This is a genomic window from Ruegeria arenilitoris (assembly GCF_013030265.1).
GTDB classification, from domain to species: Bacteria; Pseudomonadota; Alphaproteobacteria; order Rhodobacterales; family Rhodobacteraceae; genus Ruegeria; species Ruegeria arenilitoris_E.
Genome location: NZ_WPZQ01000012.1, coordinates 2,501 through 22,460 on the forward strand (window position 1 = coordinate 2,501; position 19,960 = coordinate 22,460).

Annotated in this window: 15 protein-coding genes, 1 tRNA gene and 2 rRNA genes; 11 read left to right on the forward strand and 7 right to left on the reverse strand. The window is 56.8% G+C overall.

The window, feature by feature from the left end; all coding sequences use genetic code 11:
* The first annotated feature begins 104 nt into the window (after positions 1 to 104).
* From GOX61_RS18820 to GOX61_RS18830, 3 genes are all read left to right on the forward strand, one after another.
* A 23S ribosomal RNA gene (locus GOX61_RS18820) occupies positions 105 to 2,931 on the forward strand.
* Between the two features lie 182 nt (positions 2,932 to 3,113).
* Positions 3,114 to 3,228, forward strand: a 5S ribosomal RNA gene (gene rrf / locus GOX61_RS18825).
* Positions 3,229 to 3,317: 89 nt separating this feature from the next.
* Positions 3,318 to 3,394: transfer RNA gene (locus GOX61_RS18830), tRNA-Met, on the forward strand.
* 291 nt (positions 3,395 to 3,685) lie between these two features.
* Here GOX61_RS18830 and GOX61_RS18835 read toward each other — a convergent pair.
* Positions 3,686 to 4,621, reverse strand: a complete 936-nt coding sequence (locus GOX61_RS18835) for a DMT family transporter (protein ID WP_170336230.1) — start codon at positions 4,619 to 4,621, stop codon at positions 3,686 to 3,688.
* Positions 4,622 to 4,773: 152 nt separating this feature from the next.
* Entirely contained in the window at positions 4,774 to 5,187 is a 414-nt protein-coding gene (locus tag GOX61_RS18840) for a group III truncated hemoglobin (RefSeq protein ID WP_170336232.1), read from the reverse strand.
* Between the two features lie 163 nt (positions 5,188 to 5,350).
* On the opposite strand from GOX61_RS18840, the gene GOX61_RS18845 reads away from it, so the two are divergent.
* Positions 5,351 to 5,818 carry a DUF1203 domain-containing protein gene (locus GOX61_RS18845; protein ID WP_170336234.1) on the forward strand — a complete coding sequence of 156 codons (468 nt, stop codon included), beginning with the start codon at positions 5,351 to 5,353 and terminating at the stop codon, positions 5,816 to 5,818.
* A gap of 3 nt (positions 5,819 to 5,821) precedes the next feature.
* Here GOX61_RS18845 and GOX61_RS18850 read toward each other — a convergent pair whose 3' ends face one another.
* Positions 5,822 to 6,814, reverse strand: a complete 993-nt coding sequence (locus GOX61_RS18850; RefSeq protein ID WP_170336236.1) for an ABC transporter ATP-binding protein — start codon at positions 6,812 to 6,814, stop codon at positions 5,822 to 5,824.
* An 89-nt stretch (positions 6,815 to 6,903) separates the two neighbouring features.
* Between GOX61_RS18850 and GOX61_RS18855 the strand changes: the two genes are divergently transcribed.
* Complete coding sequence (locus tag GOX61_RS18855; RefSeq protein WP_155146547.1) at positions 6,904 to 7,080, forward strand: zinc-finger domain-containing protein; 177 nt, start codon at positions 6,904 to 6,906, stop codon at positions 7,078 to 7,080.
* A gap of 7 nt (positions 7,081 to 7,087) precedes the next feature.
* Here GOX61_RS18855 and GOX61_RS18860 read toward each other — a convergent pair whose 3' ends face one another.
* Positions 7,088 to 7,579: a hypothetical protein gene (locus tag GOX61_RS18860; protein ID WP_170336238.1), complete on the reverse strand. Its 492-nt coding sequence runs from the start codon at positions 7,577 to 7,579 to the stop codon at positions 7,088 to 7,090.
* 27 nt (positions 7,580 to 7,606) lie between these two features.
* On the opposite strand from GOX61_RS18860, the gene polA reads away from it, so the two are divergent.
* A complete protein-coding gene (polA, locus tag GOX61_RS18865) occupies positions 7,607 to 10,411 on the forward strand; it encodes a DNA polymerase I (protein ID WP_170336240.1) in 2,805 nt (934 codons plus the stop codon).
* Positions 10,412 to 10,461: 50 nt separating this feature from the next.
* Here the strand turns inward: polA and GOX61_RS18870 are convergent, their stop codons facing one another.
* Complete coding sequence (locus tag GOX61_RS18870; RefSeq protein ID WP_170336241.1) at positions 10,462 to 10,692, reverse strand: DUF2798 domain-containing protein; 231 nt, start codon at positions 10,690 to 10,692, stop codon at positions 10,462 to 10,464.
* A 73-nt stretch (positions 10,693 to 10,765) separates the two neighbouring features.
* Entirely contained in the window at positions 10,766 to 11,521 is a 756-nt protein-coding gene (locus tag GOX61_RS18875) for a hydroxypyruvate isomerase family protein (RefSeq protein WP_170336243.1), read from the reverse strand.
* Positions 11,522 to 11,700: 179 nt separating this feature from the next.
* Here GOX61_RS18875 and GOX61_RS18880 point away from each other — a divergent pair, with 179 nt between their 5' ends.
* The gene (locus GOX61_RS18880) at positions 11,701 to 12,639 is read left to right on the forward strand and encodes a DMT family transporter (RefSeq protein ID WP_254436927.1); all 939 of its coding nucleotides are present in this window, start codon (positions 11,701 to 11,703) and stop codon (positions 12,637 to 12,639) included.
* On the opposite strand, the gene GOX61_RS18885 is transcribed toward GOX61_RS18880, so the two are convergent.
* Complete coding sequence (locus GOX61_RS18885; protein WP_170336247.1) at positions 12,636 to 13,217, reverse strand: DUF1285 domain-containing protein; 582 nt, start codon at positions 13,215 to 13,217, stop codon at positions 12,636 to 12,638. The genes GOX61_RS18880 and GOX61_RS18885 overlap by 4 nt on opposite strands.
* Before the next feature lie 64 nt (positions 13,218 to 13,281).
* On the opposite strand from GOX61_RS18885, the gene GOX61_RS18890 reads away from it, so the two are divergent.
* The 4 genes from GOX61_RS18890 to GOX61_RS18905 are packed head-to-tail and all read left to right on the forward strand — an operon-like array spanning position 13,282 to position 19,959.
* On the forward strand, positions 13,282 to 14,289 hold the full coding sequence (locus GOX61_RS18890) for an AAA family ATPase (RefSeq protein WP_170336249.1): 1,008 nt from the start codon (positions 13,282 to 13,284) through the stop codon (positions 14,287 to 14,289).
* On the forward strand, positions 14,286 to 15,161 hold the full coding sequence (locus GOX61_RS18895) for a DUF58 domain-containing protein (RefSeq protein ID WP_170336251.1): 876 nt from the start codon (positions 14,286 to 14,288) through the stop codon (positions 15,159 to 15,161). Before GOX61_RS18890 ends, GOX61_RS18895 begins: the two co-directional genes overlap by 4 nt.
* Positions 15,158 to 17,920, forward strand: a complete 2,763-nt coding sequence (locus GOX61_RS18900; protein WP_170336254.1) for a DUF4159 domain-containing protein — start codon at positions 15,158 to 15,160, stop codon at positions 17,918 to 17,920. Before GOX61_RS18895 ends, GOX61_RS18900 begins: the two co-directional genes overlap by 4 nt.
* Positions 17,917 to 19,959, forward strand: a complete 2,043-nt coding sequence (locus tag GOX61_RS18905; RefSeq protein WP_170336256.1) for a hypothetical protein — start codon at positions 17,917 to 17,919, stop codon at positions 19,957 to 19,959. The genes GOX61_RS18900 and GOX61_RS18905 overlap by 4 nt, the downstream gene beginning before the upstream one ends.
* Position 19,960: the final 1 nt, after the last annotated feature.

The window sequence follows — 19,960 nt, forward strand, 5'->3', positions numbered from 1 at the left end:
GGATGGAAGGCGGGAAAGTATGCTTTTGGTTCAGAATAAAGGTTCGGGGTTGTTCCAGCTTCCCTGTGATCGCGAGAGGCTTCGGTCTTTCTTTTTCTGGATCAAATCAAGCGCGAGAAGGGCGTTTGGTGAATGCCTTGGCAGCAAGAGGCGATGAAAGACGTGATACTCTGCGATAAGCCATGGGGAGCTGAGAATAAGCTTTGATCCATGGATCTCTGAATGGGGCAACCCACCTGAAAGCTTCATATTGTTATCCTTGATAATCAATATGTTGCTTAAACAGGTACTTAAGACCTGAATACATAGGGTTTTAAGAGCAAACCCGGGGAACTGAAACATCTAAGTACCCGGAGGAAAGGAAATCAATTGATACTCCCCTAGTAGCGGCGAGCGAACGGGGACCAGCCGAGCCGGATAAGTGACTAGAACACGTTGGGAAGCGTGGCCATAGCGGGTGACAGCCCCGTATAGGAAGCTTTGACGGACGTATTAAGTAGGGCGGAACACGTGAAATTCTGTCTGAAGATCGGAGGACCACCTTCGAAGGCTAAGTACTCCTTGCTGACCGATAGCGAACCAGTACCGTGAGGGAAAGGTGAAAAGCACCCCGACGAGGGGAGTGAAACAGTACCTGAAACCGAACGCCTACAATCAGTCGGAGGCTCCTTGCGAGCTGACGGCGTACCTTTTGTATAATGGGTCATCGACTTGGTCTCACGAGCAAGCTTAAGCCGTTAGGTGTAGGCGTAGCGAAAGCGAGTCTTAATAGGGCGCATGAGTTCGTGGGATCAGACCCGAAACCGAGTGATCTAGGCATGGCCAGGTTGAAGGTAAGGTAACACTTACTGGAGGACCGAACCCACATCTGTTGAAAAAGATCGGGATGAGCTGTGCCTAGGGGTGAAAGGCCAATCAAACTCGGAGATAGCTGGTTCTCTGCGAAATCTATTTAGGTAGAGCGTCATCCGAATACCCCGGGGGGTAGAGCACTGGATGGGTAATGGGGCCCCACAGGCTTACTGATCCTAACCAAACTCCGAATACCCGGGAGTACTAGATGGCAGACACACTGCGGATGCTAACGTCCGTAGTGGAGAGGGAAACAACCCTGACCTACGACTAAGGCCCCCAATTCATGGCTAAGTGGGAAAGCAGGTGGGACGACCAAAACAACCAGGAGGTTGGCTTAGAAGCAGCCATCCTTTAAAGATAGCGTAACAGCTCACTGGTCTAAATAAGTTGTCCTGCGGCGAAGATGTAACGGGGCTCAAGCCATGAGCCGAAGTCTAGGGATGCGTAAGCATCGGTAGCAGAGCGTAGTGTGACATAGTCTCATTCCTCCTTCATGCCTTCGGGCAGATTGGAGGAGAGAGGCTTTCGATGAAGCCGGGGCGTGAGCCATCCGGTGGAGAGATCACTAGTGAGAATGATGACATGAGTAGCGACAAAGAGTGTGAGAGACACTCTCGCCGAAAGTCCAAGGGTTCCTGCTTAAAGCTAATCTGAGCAGGGTAAGCCGGCCCCTAAGCCGAGGCCGAAAGGCGTAGGCGATGGGAACTAGGTTAATATTCCTAGGCCAGGAGGATGTGACGGATCACAGGTGTAGTTCAATCTTATCGGATTGATTGGGCTGCTGAGTGGTTCCTGGAAATAGCCCTCCATCAGACCGTACCCTAAACCGACACAGGTGGACTGGTAGAGCATACCAAGGCGCTTGAGAGAACGATGTTGAAGGAACTCGGCAAAATACCTCCGTAAGTTCGCGAGAAGGAGGCCCGGTTCCTAGGCAACTAGGGGCTGGGGGCACAAACCAGGGGGTGGCGACTGTTTATTAAAAACACAGGGCTCTGCGAAGTCGCAAGACGACGTATAGGGTCTGACGCCTGCCCGGTGCCTGAAGGTTAAAAGGAGAGGTGAGAGCCTTGAATTGAAGCCCAGGTAAACGGCGGCCGTAACTATAACGGTCCTAAGGTAGCGAAATTCCTTGTCGGGTAAGTTCCGACCTGCACGAATGGCGTAACGACTTCCCCGCTGTCTCCAACATCGACTCAGCGAAATTGAATTGCCTGTCAAGATGCAGGCTTCCCGCGGTTAGACGGAAAGACCCCGTGCACCTTTACTACAGCTTCGCACTGGCATCAGGATTGTGATGTGCAGGATAGGTGGTAGGCTTTGAAGCAGGAACGCAAGTACCTGTGGAGCCTCCCTTGAGATACCACCCTTCGCACTCTTGATGTCTAACCGCGGTCCGTTATCCGGATCCGGGACCCTGCGTGGCGGGTAGTTTGACTGGGGCGGTCGCCTCCTAAAGCGTAACGGAGGCGCGCGAAGGTTGGCTCAGAGCGGTCGGAAATCGCTCGTTGAGTGCAATGGCAGAAGCCAGCCTGACTGCGAGACTGACAAGTCGAGCAGAGTCGAAAGACGGCCATAGTGATCCGGTGGTCCCGAGTGGAAGGGCCATCGCTCAACGGATAAAAGGTACGCCGGGGATAACAGGCTGATACTGCCCAAGAGTCCATATCGACGGCAGTGTTTGGCACCTCGATGTCGGCTCATCTCATCCTGGGGCTGGAGCAGGTCCCAAGGGTACGGCTGTTCGCCGTTTAAAGAGGTACGTGAGCTGGGTTTAGAACGTCGTGAGACAGTTCGGTCCCTATCTGCCGTGGGTGTAGGAGACTTGAGAGGAGTTGCCCCTAGTACGAGAGGACCGGGGTGAACGATCCACTGGTGGACCAGTTGTCGTGCCAACGGCAGTGCTGGGTAGCTATGATCGGACAGGATAACCGCTGAAGGCATCTAAGCGGGAAGCCCCCCTCAAAACAAGGTCTCCCTGAGGGCCGTGGAAGACCACCACGTCAATAGGCCGGAGATGTAAGCGCAGTAATGCGTTCAGTTGACCGGTACTAATCGCCCGATAGGCTTGATTTGATCCAGTAATGGAAAGACAAATCAAAAGCATACACTGACCTTGAGTTGGACAACGTTGATTGATGTGAAACCCCGTAAGGGGTGACATAACAACCGAGTGGCAACGCGCATTTGCACGCAAATACACTGCCTGCCACTCGTCGCGCTTTGCACAGCAAAGCTGCGACGGGGATTTTCCTCGGTTTGGTGGTCATAGCGCAAGTGAAACACCCGGTCCCATACCGAACCCGGAAGTTAAGCACTGCCGCGCCAATGGTACTTGGGCTTAAGCCCCGGGAGAGTAGGTCACCGCCAAACCTAGAAAAATCCCCAATCTCTCTAACACGATGAAAAGAACACTACCCGGTCTCAAGTAGCCGAATAGGCGGTAGACCAACGCTAAGTGTCGCGGGATGGAGCAGCCCGGTAGCTCGTCAGGCTCATAACCTGAAGGTCGCAGGTTCAAATCCTGCTCCCGCAACCAGCCTCAGAAAATCTCAGTACAGCCCGTTCAGACTACAATTGATCCCCCGGATCAATTGCTCGACGTCTTCACATCGTCAGGCTCATAACCTGAAGCGCACAGGTTCAAATCATACTCCCGCGTCAAAATCTACAAAAAGATCATAGAACGCTCGCAGTTTGACGTGTCAGAAACAAGCGGATCTAAGGTCGACGGTGAAAACTAAATACCGAACAACAAGATGAAACGAGGCTTATGGCCATCTACCAAATGCGATGGGGCATTTGTCTGAACTTCCCGGTAGAAACGGTATTATTTACCCGGCCTAGACGCGCCTGTATCGGCCCGCGGTGACCGAATGCGCAGCACTGGTTTATTGGGTGACACGTTTGTACGGCTTTCCCGCCACACAACAAATACACCCGAGGCAATGATGATACTCGCCCCGACGGCAACCCAGGCGTCTGGCCGTTCACCAAAGAAGACCGCTCCAAAGATCGTTGCCCAGATTATCTGAGTGTACTGGCTTGGCGCTACGGCACCGGCAGGGGCGGCCCGATACGCCAGAATGATCAGGTGTTGCGCGATCACAGAGAAAACTCCGACCAACGCCATCATGCCCAGATGTGTCAGAGAGGGAGGTTGATAAACGGCAGGTTGGGCCAGGCTCATGAGGATGATGGCCAGAAGCAAAGGATACAGGATCAGAACGGCTGAGCGCTCTTCGTTTCCGATCTTTCTTACCAGAACCGATGCAAAAGCGCTGCAGAACGCGGCTGTCAGTGCTGCGACATGCCCCAGAGTGATTTCAGTAGCCCCCGGGCGAAGGACAATTAAAACACCGATCAATCCGACGCCTACCGCAGCCCAGCGCTGCGCACGGACAACTTCCCCGAGGATCGGAATGGACAATACCGTCACGATGAGTGGGAACGAAAACAAGAGTGAATAGACCTCGGCCAGAGGCAGGACTGAGAACGAATAGAATGCGCAGGACATAGAGGCGACCATTAAGGCCGACCTCAGAAGGACCAGCCAGGGGTGACGCGGCCTGAAGTTATCACTTGTTCGGTCTGCAAGTATGGTCACGGCCATTGGAACAAATGAAAACAGTGTTGCGAAGAAAATGATCTGCAACACCGAATACGTTGCGCCCAGATACTTGATCAGAGCATCATGTGTGGCGAAAACCGCAAATCCCAGAAAGGCATAACCAAGGCCCTGAAGGGTGGCATTTGGACTGTTCATCTGATCGGCCTCGGGCAATCTGTTTGGCGGCGGGCTAGGTGGCAGACACGACGGGAACCAATGTCGCCATATGCTGCTTAAACCCTATCAACAGAGTCTGACAGCCCAAACTTTATCGCTAACATGCGCAATCTATGTTAACTTAGCCCCGTTCAGCGCAGAATTGGAGGAGCTCCGGCAGGTTGCCGTGCGGCAGCGACACCGGCCTTCATGCCGACACCAATGCGGCGGGCAAGAGCGACCCACGGAATCGCGGTTTCAGGTGGCAGCGTTTGTGTGGCCACAGTTTCAAACAGATCAAGCCAGCGTTCAAAGAGTTCAGGAGAGACGTCGGAACGTTCGATATGAACGCGCTGGGGGTTTCCGTCGTAACAACGTTCGAACAGGATCGCATTGCGCCAAAACGCGGCGATCTTTTCTTCGTGTTCTGGCCAGTTCCGGACATGATTGCCAAAAACGGGTCCAAGTGAATCGTCTTGCCGGACACGTGCATAAAACGCCTCTACCTGAGACGCGATTTGCTCGGGCGTCGCTGGAAAGCGGGGAGGTCTGACAGGATTAGTCATTTTCGAGGTTTGCCCTGAGATGTGGCTATAACGCCTCGATAGCTATTCCGCGCACGATCTCACAGAGGCAGCATTGTCGCGGGTCTTCCCTCTATGCGCAGGAAACGGGTCGCTTGGAACCCGCTTCACATGCACCTTCGCAAAAAAACGAAGGAGATCTGTGATGTACAAGATAACTGCCCTGTCAACCGATGATGTCCGCGCCTATCAGACAGGTGCACCCGACGCGTATGGAACTGCCCCAGAGCGGGCGATATCGAATGGAAATGGCAACCCTTGCCGCCATTGCCTCCAGCATATTCCTGAGGGTGAAGAGATGTTGATTCTGGCACATCGGCCTTTTTCAGAGACACATCCTTATGCGGAAACCGGTCCGATCTTTCTTTGCGCCAAACCATGTCAGCGGCATTCAGAAAGCGAAGGCATGCCTGAAGTGCTGACCTCCTCCCCCGACTATCTGATCAAGGGGTACGGGCATGATGACCGGATCGTCTATGGGACCGGGGTCATTGCACCGACGAACCAGCTGGGATCAGCTATCTCCGAGATATTCACCCGTTCGGATGTGGCCTACATCCATGTGCGTTCGGCGCGGAACAATTGTTATCAGGCGCGGATCGACCGGGCGTGACGATTACAGTTTGACGCGATGCATTCCCCGGCGTGGCTTCGATTGATCGTCGGCCGGGGGATCATCCGTTCGGTTGGATGTGAGTGCGAGAAACACATCCTCGAGATCAGCTTCTTCGGTTCTCACGTCCCGAATGCGGATGTCAGCCTGCCGTACGGACTCCAACACTTGCTCGGCGCTTGTCGCGTTACTTTGGTAATGCAACGCAAGACTGCCATCTTCGCGCAGAGTGGCCTTTACGCCTTCAGAATCTGGGAGTTCAGCAATTGGGGCGTCGGGTACGATCACGATAGTCCGGCGGTCCATCTGTCCCAGCAGATTTGCGGTACTGTCCTGCGCGACTTTTTCACCGTGATTGATAATGGCGATCTCGTCACACATTTCCTGTGCTTCTTCCAGGTAGTGAGTGGTGAGAATGATCGTCATGCCTTGTTCGTTCAGCTTACGCACATTGGTCCAAAGCATTTGACGCAGCTCGATATCCACACCAGCAGTTGGTTCATCCAGAACCAGCACTTTGGGGTGATGAACCAGTGCCTTTGCCAGCAGCAACCGCCGACGCATCCCACCCGAAAGGGTTCGGGCATAGGCCTCGGCCTTGTCGCTCAATCCCACCAGCTCGAGGATCTCGTCGCTGCGCCGCTCAGACTTGGGCACCCCGTACAGACCGGCCTGAACTTCCAGTGCTCCACGTGGCGTAAAGAACGGATCTAGATTCAGTTCCTGTGGCATCACACCAATGGCAGCCCGTGACTGGCGGGGGTTCTGATCCTGATCAAGACCCCAGATCGAGACTTGACCCGACGTCTTGACAACCAGCCCGGCTAAGATGTTGATGAGTGTGGATTTCCCGGCGCCGTTTGGTCCCAGCAAACCAAAGACAGAGCCTCGGGGAACGGTCAGGTCGATGCCTTTGAGGGCGTGTTTTTCCGGCTGGCCTTTGCCGCCGCGATAGGTTTTGCGCAACCCTTTGATACTGATCGCCGCGTCGGTCATCTGTGGCCCTTGCCCCCGGTTTGCTCATCGCTCATAAACGCACCTAATGCATGCCCGCGAGGCCGACAACCAGTGAAGGATCGCCAGCGATGACTATCGAAGCGCCGGAAACCAAGATCGTCGACAAAAGCCGGATCGCCTGTGACGGTGGTGAAGGGGCTTTGGGCCATCCGCGTGTCTGGTTGCAAATTCCCGAAGACACAGGCTGGGTCGAATGCCCTTATTGCGACTGCAAATATGTGCTGAAGGGCAGGGAACAGGCTTGATTGCTTGTCAGACCCCAGGTTTGGCAAAACTCTGACACAGCGCGCTTGTATCTATATCGCCATATTTGTTGACTAGAAACTGATCGACATTGGTGCCGGACCAAACGTGAAATGACTCACCATTGCTAAGCATGCCCAGACCGCTGGCGGTGCCGGTTTCCGGATGCTGGTAGGTGAAAAAGGCGCGCCCGGTCAGCCCATTGTCGCATTCAAGCGTGGCTTCTCCAAAACCGAAACTTCCGTTTGCCGTCCACTCGCCATGGCACCCGAAATCAGCACTGGTGTGCCCGGCGTGGGTGCCGCTTCCCCAGCCAATGGCGCGACCTGTGAAGTAGATGCCGCTATCCCCCAGACATGCCAGAATCGGCGCGCAGTTGGAGGTGCTGTTAACTGTACCAACGCAGTCGGAAGGCAGTTTCGGGCCTGCCAATACCGATGTGGCCATGAGAGTGATTGCGGTTGCGGGCGCGATGGCCGATAAAACGTGCAGACTGTACATGACCACGATCTTATGAGGCGCACCAGCATGAGCAAGAGCGAATTCGGAAAAGGCTGTCACCTGCATTTGATCGATGGATCGGCCTTTATCTTTCGGGCTTATCACGCTCTGCCACCGCTGACGCGGAAGTCGGACGGGCTGCCGATCGGTGCTGTTTCGGGCTTCTGCAATATGCTGCAGAAATATGTCGAAGGGAACGCCGGCCCGGATGCACCGACCCATGTAGCGGTGATCTTTGACAAGGGTTCGCATACTTTCCGCAACGACCTTTACGACCTCTACAAAGCCAATCGCGAGGCGATGCCCGAGGATCTGCGCCCGCAGATGCCGCTGACCCGTGAGGCGACCAAAGCGTTCAATATCGCCTGCAAAGAACTGGAGGGATATGAGGCGGACGACATCATCGCGACCCTCGCCGTTCAGGCGCGTGAGGCGGGTGGGCGTGTCACCATCGTCAGTTCGGACAAGGACCTGATGCAACTCGTCGGTGATGGGGTCGAGATGCTGGACGCGATGAAGAACAAGCGCATCGACCGGGATGGGGTGTTCGAGAAGTTTGGTGTCGGGCCGGAACGGGTTGTGGACGTTCAGGCGCTGGCCGGGGACAGCGTGGATAACGTGCCCGGTGCGCCGGGGATCGGGGTCAAGACCGCGGCCTTGTTGATCAACGAATATGGTGATCTGGAAACGCTGTTGGACCGGGCGGAAGAGATCAAACAACCCAAGCGTCGCCAAACCCTGATCGACAAGCGCGATCAGATCGAGCTTTCAAAAAAGCTCGTGCAGTTGGACGAGAACACGCCGCTGGATTTCACGCTGGATGATCTTGAGGTGAAAGACCCCGAGCCGGATACGCTGCTGGGTTTTCTGGCGGAAATGGAGTTCCGCACGCTGACCAAGCGCATCGCCGACAAGCTGGGGGCCGAGGCGCCGGTGATTGCTGATGCACCTGCGCCTGTCGCCGAAGTGGTCGAGGCCGAAGCCATCCCCTTCGACGCATCCAAATATGAATGCGTGCGGGATGCGGCTGCGCTGGAGAAGTGGATTGATCAGGCCTACGAGCGGGGCTGGGTGGCGGTTGATACAGAAACCACGGGCCTGAACGAAATGATCGCCGATCTGGTGGGCATTTCGCTGTCCGTTGAGCCGGGTGAAGCCTGCTATATCCCTCTGACCCATCGCGACGGCGCAAGTGACGATCTGTTCGGATCGGATGCAATGGCCGAAGGGCAGATGCCGTTGGATAAGGCTCTAACGCTGCTGAAACCGATGTTCGAGGATCCGTCGATCCTGAAGATCGGGCAGAACATGAAGTATGACGCCAAGATTTTTAAGCGTTATGGGGTATCCGTCGCGCCGATCGACGACACGATGCTGATGTCTTACGCGATGCACGGTGGTGAGCATGGCCACGGTATGGACACGCTGTCCGAGCGGTATCTGAGCCATACGCCGATCCCGATCAAACCGCTGCTGGGAACAGGCAAATCCGCGATCACCTTTGACAAGGTGCCGATTGACGAGGCGACTGCCTATGCGGCTGAAGATGCCGATATCACCCTGCGTTTGTGGAAACTGTTCAAGCCGCAATTGCACCAGGTTCAGGTGACAACGGTTTACGAGACGCTCGAACGCCCACTGGTGCCAGTTCTGGCCCAGATGGAAATGTATGGCATCAAGGTCGACCGCGATGTCCTGAGCCGTATGTCGAATGCCTTTGCGCAGAAAATGGCTGGATTAGAGGCTGAAATCCACGAATTGGCAGGTGAGAACTTCAACGTTGGCTCGCCCGCGCAGCTGGGTGAGATCCTGTTCGACAAGATGGGGCTGGAAGGCGGCAAGAAGGGCAAGACCGGGAAGTATTCAACAGGCGCGGACGTTCTCGAGGATCTGGCGACCGAACATGAATTGCCGCGTCGGGTGCTGGATTGGCGTCAGCTATCCAAGCTGAAATCGACCTACACGGACGCGCTGCAGACCCATATCAACCCGGATACGGGGCGGGTGCATACGTCTTATTCGATTACCGGGGCCAACACGGGGCGTCTGGCCTCGACCGACCCCAACCTGCAGAACATTCCTGTGCGGACTGAGGAGGGGCGGCGCATTCGTGAGGCGTTTATTGCCGAGCAGGGGAATGTGCTGGTCAGCCTCGACTATAGCCAGATCGAACTTCGTATTCTGGCCCATATTGCGGATATTCCGGCCTTGAAACAGGCGTTTGCCGATGGGTTGGACATTCATGCGATGACGGCGTCCGAGATGTTCGATGTGCCGCTGGATGAGATGACGCCGGATATTCGCCGTCAGGCCAAAGCGATCAACTTTGGTGTGATTTACGGCATTTCAGGCTTTGGATTGGCGCGCAATCTGCGGATCCCGCGAGCCGAGGCGCAGGGCTTTATCGACCGCTATTTTGAGCGTTTCCCGGGTATTCGGAAATACATGGATGACACCGTCGCCTTTGCCAAGGAACACGGCTATGTGCAGACGCTGTTCGGACGGAAAATCCATACGCCTGAGATCAACGCCAAGGGGCCACATGCTGGGTTCTCGCGCCGGGCGGCGATCAACGCGCCGATACAGGGCACGGCGGCGGATGTGATCCGGCGCGCGATGGTGCGGATGCCGGATGCCATCAACGGGTTGCCTGCAAAGATGCTGTTACAGGTACATGACGAACTGTTGTTCGAAGTTGCCGAGGATTCAGTGGATCAGGTGATCGATGTTGCCCGCGATGTGATGGAAGGTGCCTCTGACCCGGCAGTGAAGCTGGATGTGAAGTTAAGCGTGGATGCCGGACAAGGCGCAAACTGGGCCGAGGCGCACTGATACCTCGGCTGCGCCGCTCATCAAGCCCGATGGGCCCTCTTAGCGTCGGGTCAGGCCTCAGGCCTGACCATGCGCCCGACCAGCCGTTTTACGGCAGGGCCAAGCAACAGGATGACTGTGAACGCAATGGGCCAGCAAAATGCCCATGATGCCATCCAATCGCCGAGTGTTGAGGGGCCGAAACCGATCGCTTTCAGCGTTGCAATGCCGGTGACGATACAGGACATCAGGCCGGACATGATCAATCCAAATACGGCGTGGGCAAATCGGGCGGGTATCATTTGATTGGTCCTTGGTCAGACGACGCCCTATTTGCAGTGATCAGATGGCGGAAATCCAGTGCGTCTGTGCACATTACCCGCGCAACCAGTGCAGAGTGTCTTCGGTTCGTTTGGCCGAAGGAATGTATTCTGCACTGACCCATCCCTCGTAGCCGCTCTGGTCCATTGCATCAAACAGCGCCGGGAATCCCGGGCTGTCCAGCATCGGTTCCGATCGGTTCGGGGCTGCGCCGATCTGTGCGTGAACGATGCGATGTTGAAACCGCTCCCAGATCGACAAAGCGTTGCCGTGGATCATATGCGCGTGAAAACTGTCGTATTGCAGGCCAATATTGGGACGATTGACCTGATCCAATACCTGTTCTGCCAGGTCGTAGTCGCACAGAAAGTAGTCCGGCTGCGAAATGCGATTAAGAGGCTCGATGGTGAATTGCTGATGCGGTGCGAAATCTGCGGCCCATTGGAGGTTTTTTACAAAGCAATCAAATGCCTCAGAACCCTTGGCGTATCCTGACATCACGTGGATCAGTCCCGGGTGTAGCACATCGGCGTAGCGCAGAACGCGGCGTATGTCGGATTGAAACCGGGCCTCTCCGCCGGGGACGGCCGCATATCCGGGTTCGCCTCCGGTGTAGTTCGGCGGTGGTGAATTGATCAGCACCAACTCCAATCCATTCGCCAGGAGAGCGCGTCGCGTTTCCTTGGCTGCCAGATCGTACGGGAACAGGATCTCAACAGCCTTGAACCCGGCACTTGCGGCGGCCTGAAACCGGTCAAGGTAAGGAAGCTCTTTGAAGAGCAACGAGATATTGGCAGCGAATTTGGGCATGTATCGTCTCGGGTATCGATTGGCGGACCTTAGCGGTCAGGTGTTTTTCGGGAAAGAGCCTGAAAACGACAGAGTGTCGAAAATTAGCCAGATCACCGATTTCAAATCAGGGACATTCGGGCCATCGCGGCGAATCATTTTATCGGCGCCGTGTCAGTGGAAGGTCTGGATAAATGGCTATGAGCCCGGAACCCGTTCGCGGGAACACCCTGATTGCGTCTGGCGATCGGCGTACAGCGCTGTCGGGCAATTCATTGGCTGTTGGGTCAATGCTGACCTGGGCTGCCGGTTTTCCCGCGGCCGAGATTTTGTTGCAAACCTGGCCGCCCATTGTTTTGATTGTCGCCCGCCTGGCGCTGGCCGTGGCGGTCATGGTACCGATCTGGCTGCTGGTTGACGGGCCATCCCGCGTCCGGCGTGCCCGTTGGGCGCGTGCAATGTGGGTTGGTGGCTTGGGTTTCGGCCTGGCCATGTTTCTTTTGCTTCTTGCTCAGAAGCTGACAGATCCGGTTACGGTGGCGATCATCGCCTCTTCCGCGCCTTTGATTGCGACCTTGCTGGAAATACGCACCGGAGCGCGTCGCCTGAGGTGGAATTTTGCCTTTGGTTTGGTGGCTTCGATCATTGGTGGATTGATAGCAACCAGCGCTGCAGTTCCCGAACAACTGGGGCTGGGTGCTGCCTGCGCGATCCTGTCGACTGTTCTGTTTTGCTGGGGCGGCATGGCAACCGCGCGAGACTTTCCCGAGTTGAGTCAGGTCGGGCGCAGTTCGATCACCCTTGTTGGAGGGCTTCTGGTGACCTCTGTTCTACTGATCGGGGCAGGACAGATGGGTACCGAGATCGTGCCGTCTGCCCCGTTTGATATGCAACAAGCAGGCATGCTGGCGATCTATGCGCTTGTCGCCCTTGGTCTCAGCCAGGTTCTGTTTGTCTCGTCAATCAGCAAGCTTGGCGTGGCGCTGAGTTCCTTCCACATCAACATCGCCCCATTTTATGTGATGGTGATTCTGGTGATGCTGGGTGAAGAATGGAACTGGACACGCGCGCTGGGGGCAGGAATTGTTGCGCTGGCCGTGGTGCTGGCTCAGGATCGGAAGGCCACGCAAACGGCCTAAACGGAATCTAGCTCGGCCGATGGGATTAGCGGGAAGAACTGTCCCCCGGACCAGACGCCGAACCAATCATCGTGATGCGCCCCGATGTCCACAAGCCGATAAAAGCTCTTGCGATCAATCCGCGCCTCAAGGTTTGAACGAACCAATATGTATGGAGAAGGCTCATCTGTTTCCGGATCGATGACGATGCGAATAGGATGCTCTGCACCAGCAATGGCGGTGTCGCCAACATGGGTCGTAAAATTTAGGTTCTGCGCTTCACCGGCGCCGGAACGGTCAAAGTCCACTGCGACGAAAGGAGCATCCTCGACGGTGATTCCCACCTTCTCGACAGGGGTAACCAGATAGTATTTGCCGTCTTCTTTCTTAAGAATTGAAGAAAATAGCTTTACCAACTCGAACCGATTGATCGGTGACCCCATGTAAGTCCAGGTACCATCTTTTTTGATCTGCATGTCGAGATCGCCGCAAAACGGAGGATTCCACAGGTGAACAGGGGGTAAACCCTTGGTTTTGGCCGCATTGACTGAGGCTGCCAGACCATCAGGTGAAGGGGTCACAGGTTTTTGTCCGCTCATTGCTTTTGCCATTTCCTCTCAGCGCGATACACTTCAATCATATTAGTCCACGGAAGGGAAAGTCATGACCGAACCTGCCGACCTCGTAGTCGAGATCGAAGCGCTGGAAAACAAGCTACAAGAGGCAAAGTCCTCGATTACCCGACGCTTCATCGGGCAGGAGAGGGTTGTTGACCTGACCCTGACCTCTCTTTTGTGTGGAGGTCACGCTTTGTTGATCGGTCTGCCGGGTCTTGGCAAGACGCGACTGGTCGAGACCCTGTCGACCGTGATGGGCCTGCACGGAAATCGCATCCAGTTTACGCCCGATTTGATGCCTGCAGACATCCTTGGGTCCGAAGTTCTGGATACCGCCGAGGATGGCAGCCGCCATTTTCGTTTCATTCCGGGACCGATTTTCTGTGAATTGCTGATGGCGGATGAAATCAACCGTGCCAGCCCGCGGACCCAGTCGGCCCTGCTACAGGCGATGCAGGAACGCACGGTGACCGTGGCTGGTGAAGACCGCTCATTGGGTGTGCCTTTCCATGTGCTGGCGACGCAGAACCCGATTGAGCAGGAGGGTACCTATCCACTGCCCGAGGCGCAGCTGGACCGGTTCCTTGTTCAGATCGACGTCGAATATCCGGATCGTCAGACCGAAAGGGACATTCTGTTGGCCACGACGGGGGTCGAGGAAGATGAGGCGAGCCAGATTTTCACCAAAGAGGAACTGCTGGCCGCTCAGGTCCTGTTGCGGCGAATGCCCGTTGGGGAATCCGTGGTCGAGCTGATCCTTGATCTGGTTCGGGCTTTCCGGCCCGAAGAGCCGGGTGTTTCCGAACGTGTTGCCGAAACCGTCGCCTGGGGCCCCGGCCCGCGTGCGGCACAAGCGCTGATGATGACGGTACGGGCACGTGCAATGCTGCAGGGGCGTCTGGCTCCGAATACCGAGGATGTCCTGGACATGGCGCGCCCCGTGCTCAGTCACCGGATGGCGCTGAACTTCGCCGCGCGTGCGCGTGGCGACAGCCTTGCTGACTTGATCGAAACCACCGCAGCCGGTCTGGTCCGGACTGAGGCTGCGGCGTGAATGCCGCGCTGACCCTTCGCGAAAGATCTGAGGCCGAGGCGTCCCGGCTGCCGCCGCTTTTGGCGCGGGCCGAACATCTGGCCGGTACCGTTCTGCTGGGCGATCATGGTCGGCGGCGCGCTGGTTTGGGCGATGATTTCTGGCAATACCGCCCCGCACAGATCGGGGATAGCCGCCGAATGATCGACCACCGTCGATCGGCCCGGGGGGATCAGCAGTTCGTCCGCGAACGTGAGTGGCAGATCGCCCAGTCGATTATGCTGTGGGTCGATCAGGGCGCGTCCATGCGTTTCACCTCGGATAAAAGCCTGCCGACCAAGGCAGATCGTGCGCGGCTGTTGGGCTTGGCGACGGCGATCCTGTTGGTGCGCGGTGGAGAGCGGGTTGGCCTGACCGGAACCACCCTTCCCCCCAGGCGCGGCAATGCGCAGATCATACGGTTGGCGCAGGCCTGGTCGCAGGATGCCGAAAGCGACTATTCCCCGCCGGAACACCGCGCGATGATCCCGCATGCGCGGGCGGTATTCATCTCGGATTTTCTGGGTCCGCTTGATGAAGTTGAGCTTGCACTGACCAAATCTGCCGATCGTGGCGTACGTGGAGCCCTGCTTCAGGTTCTTGATCCGGGAGAGGAAACCTTCCCCTACCGTGGGCGCACGATTTTTGAAAGCGTTGGGGGTTCCGTCAGACACGAAACCTTGAAGGCAGGTGACTTGCGTGAACGTTATCTCGACCGTCTGGCCGAGCGAAAGGACGCGTTGACCAAACTGTGCCGGGCTACAGGCTGGCAATTGGGTCAGCATCATACCGGAGATAGTGCGCAAGCGGCTCTGTTATGGCTCTACCGGGCCCTGGACGGGGGTGCGCGATGACGGTTCTTGCAGGGATCGGCTTTACGGCGCCGTGGATTTTGCTAGGTCTTCTGACCCTGCCAATCCTGTGGCTCATCCTGCGTGCAGTCCCGCCTGCACCAATCCGTCGGCTGTTCCCGGCGGTTACGCTTCTGCTGGGTCTGAAAGACGACGAAAGCGTTTCCGACCGAACCCCGTGGTGGCTGTTACTACTGCGCATGCTGGCCGCTGCAGCAATCATCATCGGCTTGGCGGGGCCTGTCCTGAACCCATCGCGAGATGAAACCGGATCTGGGCCCTTACTACTGGTGTTGGATGCCAGCTGGGCCGGGGCGACACGCTGGTCTGCAACACTCGATCAGATCGACGCACAACTGACTGAAGCTGGTCGCGCAGGCCGGCCCGTATCGATCCTGAGCCTGACCGAACCCGAGCCACCCGTATTTCAGGCTGCCGAGTCCTGGCGCGGACGTTTGCCGGGGCTGATTCCGATGCCGTGGCAACCCACGGAAGGGCAACTTGGCCAAGCCATTGAAATGCTTGATCAGGTCGAAGGTGGATTTGACACACATTGGTTCAGTGATCGACTGTCTTACTCGGCACATGATCAGGTTCTGGCAGCTCTGCAATCGCGAGGAGACGTCACGGTGTATCAGTCCCAGTTTCCGGTTATGGCTGTTTTACCTGCAACCTATCAGGACGGTGTGATCCAGCTGACTGTGCAGCGGTCAGAGCCTGGTCCGGCAAGCAATGTCACTGTATTGGCCCAGGGGCGCGACCCTGCAGGTGCCATGCGTGTTCTTCAATCAACCGAAATTGAGTTTGAAAGCGGCGCAACGCTGGCTCAGGTCGATCTGGCCCTTCCATCGGAGCTGCGCGCTCGGATTACCCGGTTTGAGATTCAGGGACAGAGATCTGCAGGAACCGTCACACTGACGGATGACAGCCTGCGTCGGCGAGAGGTAGCCCTGATTGCAGGGTCTTTGAACCGCGAAGGGCTCGAGCTGTTGTCTCCGCTGCATTATCTGACACAGGTCCTGATCCCGACTGCTGATTTTGTCGAGGGCGGGCTGTTGGAGGTTTTACCTGCCAATCCTGACGTGATTGTGCTGGCGGATGTGGCCAAACTGTCCGACGCCGAAAAGAGCGGATTGGTTGAATGGGTTGAGCAGGGCGGATTGCTTCTGCGTTTCGCCGGGCCGCGTATGGCCGCAAGCGATCTGGGCCGAGACGAAGAGGATACGCTGTTGCCGGTGCGCCTGCGCAGCGGTGGCCGATCGGTCGGTGGCGCGATGAGTTGGGGAGAAGCCAAGGGACTGGCTCCCTTTACCGAAGGCTCTCCGTTCTACGGTTTGCAGATTCCGGAAGATGTGTCTGTCACGACGCAGGTTATGGCGCAACCAGACCCTAATCTGGCGGATCGCGTCATCGCTTCGCTGTCTGACGGAACGCCATTGGTGACACGCAAAGCGTTGGGATTGGGTCAGGTAGTCCTGTTCCACGTCACAGCAGACGCCGAATGGTCAAGCTTGCCTCTGTCGGGATTGTTTGTCGAAATGCTCGACCGTCTTGCCGTCGCCTCAGCCGCCAAATCGCGGCAGGAGACGCAGCTGCAGGGCACGACATGGGAGCCAATCCAAATTCTTGATGGGTTCGGCAGCCTGTCAGATGCAGGCAACCTTAGTGGCATCGACGGTGTTGAACTGGTGTCCGGAAAAATTGGGCCTGATCTGCGCCCGGGGTTGTATGAAAGCGGTAAACAGAAGCTCGCACTGAATGTTCTGTCCGAAGAGGATGTTCTGGAACCGATTGTCTGGCCCTCAGATGTCCCGATCAAAGGACAGGAAATCAGTACCGAAACCCCGGTCGGAGGCATCTTACTGAGCCTCGCATTGCTATTGCTGACAGTAGACGTGATTGCCTCGCTTGCTCTGTCGGGCCGTTTGGGATTGGCACGCGCCGCCGCTGTTGCGCTGGGCGCACTTTTCCTCGTGCCCGAAGCATATGCGCAAACAGCTCAGGAGAACGCGTTCGCAGTTGAGTCCACACAGGAATTGGTGCTGGCGCATGTTCTGACCGGAAACACGCAAGTGGATGATGTTGCACAAGCGGGAATGCGCGGGCTTGCGCAGACTTTGTACTACCGCACATCTGTCGAGCCTGCCCAACCAATCGGTGTGGATCTTGAGCGGGATGAGCTTGCCTTCTTTCCGCTACTCTACTGGCCGATCACGCCTGACCAGCCGCAACCTTCGGCCGAGGCTTATGCCAAGCTCAACAATTACCTGCGGTCGGGTGGGATGATCCTGTTTGATACGCGTGATGCTGATATTGCCGGATTTGGTGCCTCAAGTCCGAACGGTCGTAAGCTGCAACAGCTGGCTGCGCCCTTGAATATCCCAGCATTAGAGCCTGTTCCGCGTGACCACGTGCTGACCCGTGCGTTCTACCTGTTGCAGGACTTTCCGGGGCGTTATTCCGGCACCGAGGTCTGGGTCGAGGCGGCTCCTCTGGACGCTGAGCAGATCGAGGGGATGCCTTTCCGCAATCTCAACGACAATGTCACTCCGGTCGTTATTGGCGGCAACGACTGGGCCAGCGCATGGGCTGTGGATCGTAATGGCCAGTCCTTGTTGCCGGTGGGTCGCGGGTATGCGGGTGAAAGACAGCGAGAACTTGCAAATCGCTTTGGGGTCAATCTGGTGATGCATGTGCTGACCGGGAACTACAAATCCGATCAGGTGCACGTGCCCGCCCTTCTGGACAGGTTGGGACAATGACCGGAACAGTTATATTCGACCCGTTGATCCCCTGGCCGGTTCTGGCCATCGTCGCTGCGATTGCTGTCTCCGGCGTCATTCTAGCCCTATGGCGTGGTCTGTCGGGTTGGGCATTGCGCGGGCTGGCGGCTCTGGTCGTGATCGCGGCGCTATCCGGGCCGGTCTATCAGATCGAAGACCGCGCACCGCTGACCGATATCGTTCTGATGATCGAGGATGAAAGCGCCAGCCAAACCCTCTCGGATCGGGCAGACCAGACTGCACAAGCTGCCGACGAACTGGCCGCCGAGATCGAATCTCGCGATAACACGGAGTTGCGCCGCATCCGCGTGGGCGACAGCGATGGGGATGAAGGAACGCAGGTGATGGCCGCGCTGAACGAAGCGCTGGCCGAAGAACCACGTGCTCGTGTGGCAGGGGTTCTGGTGGTTTCGGATGGTATCGTGCATGACGCTGATCAGGCCCCTGATCTGCCCGCACCGATGCACCTTTTGCAAACTGGTCGTGATACGGATTGGGACCGCCGCCTGATCGTGCGCAATGCGCCTGCCTTCGCGATTATCGGCGAACCTGTCACCCTGACCCTTCGGGTTGAAGACAGCGGTGCATCACCCGCTGGTGCGACGACCGCCCCCCTTGAGATCTCGGTGGATGGTGGCGCGCCCGAGCAATTCAATATTCCCATCGGTGTCGACGTTGAATTGCCGATCACACTGCCCCACGGAGGGCGCAATGTCATTCAGTTCACGGTTCCCGAGGCAGAAGGTGAGCTGACCGAGCGCAACAACACCGCCCTGATTCAAATGAATGGCGTACGTGATCGGTTGCGCGTTCTTTTGGTTTCGGGTGAGCCGCATCCGGGTGGCCGCACATGGCGTAACCTGCTGAAATCGGACAGCTCGGTCGACCTTGTACATTTCACCATTCTGCGGCCACCGGAAAAGCAGGATGGTGTGCCGGTTGATGAGCTTTCGCTGATCGCCTTCCCAACGCGTGAGCTGTTTCTTGAAAAGATCAACGATTTCGACCTGATCATTTTCGATCGCTACAAGCGGCGTGGCATCCTGCCGGCAATCTATCTGGATAATGTCACCAATTATATCAACGAAGGTGGTGCGGTTCTGATCGCCGCCGGGCCGGATTTCGCAACCGCCGACAGTATCTTCCGATCTCCTCTGGCGCCTATCCTGCCCGCCCAGCCCACGGCGCGGGTGATTGAAGAGCGTTATGTCCCGATGGTGACCGAACTGGGGGAACGTCATCCCGTCACCTCTAACCTCGGCAACCCTGACGAATGGGGGGCATGGTTGCGGCAGATCGATGTGAAACATCGTTCGGGCGAGTTGCTGATGACCGGGCTGGATGATCGCCCATTGCTGGTGCTTGATCGTGTGGGCGAGGGGCGTGTGGCCATGCTTGCATCGGATCATGCCTGGCTCTGGAGCCGGGGTTTCGAAGGTGGCGGGCCGCAGCTGGAATTGCTTCGCAGGCTGGCTCATTGGATGATGAAGGAGCCCGAGCTTGAAGAAGAGGCGCTGTGGGCTGAGGCAAATGGCCAATCCATGCGCATCATCCGCCAGACGCTGAATGATGAGGTCGGTCCGGTTACCGTGACCCGGCCAAATGGCGATACGCTTGAGATCACGCTTGAAGAGATATCCCCGGGACGGTTTGAGGCGCAGTACTTTGGCCCCGAAATCGGCCTCTACCGCCTGCAGGAAGGGGAACATTCCGCGGTTATCGGTCTCGGCCCCGCAGCTCCGAAAGAGTTCGAGCGTACAATCGCGACAGGAGAGATTTTGGAGCCTGCTTTGGAACAAATGCGAGGTGGCGTTATCCGTCTTGAGGAAGGATTACCCTCGATCCGCAATGTACGCACTGGGCGTCCTGCTGCAGGTCGGGGCTGGATTGGTCTGACTCCACGCAATGCATATGAAACCCGTGATGTGACGCAGGCCGGGCTACTGCCACCATGGCTGGTTCTGCTGCTGGCTGGTGGTTTCCTTCTGGCCGGCTGGCTGCGCGAGGGTCGCCGATAAG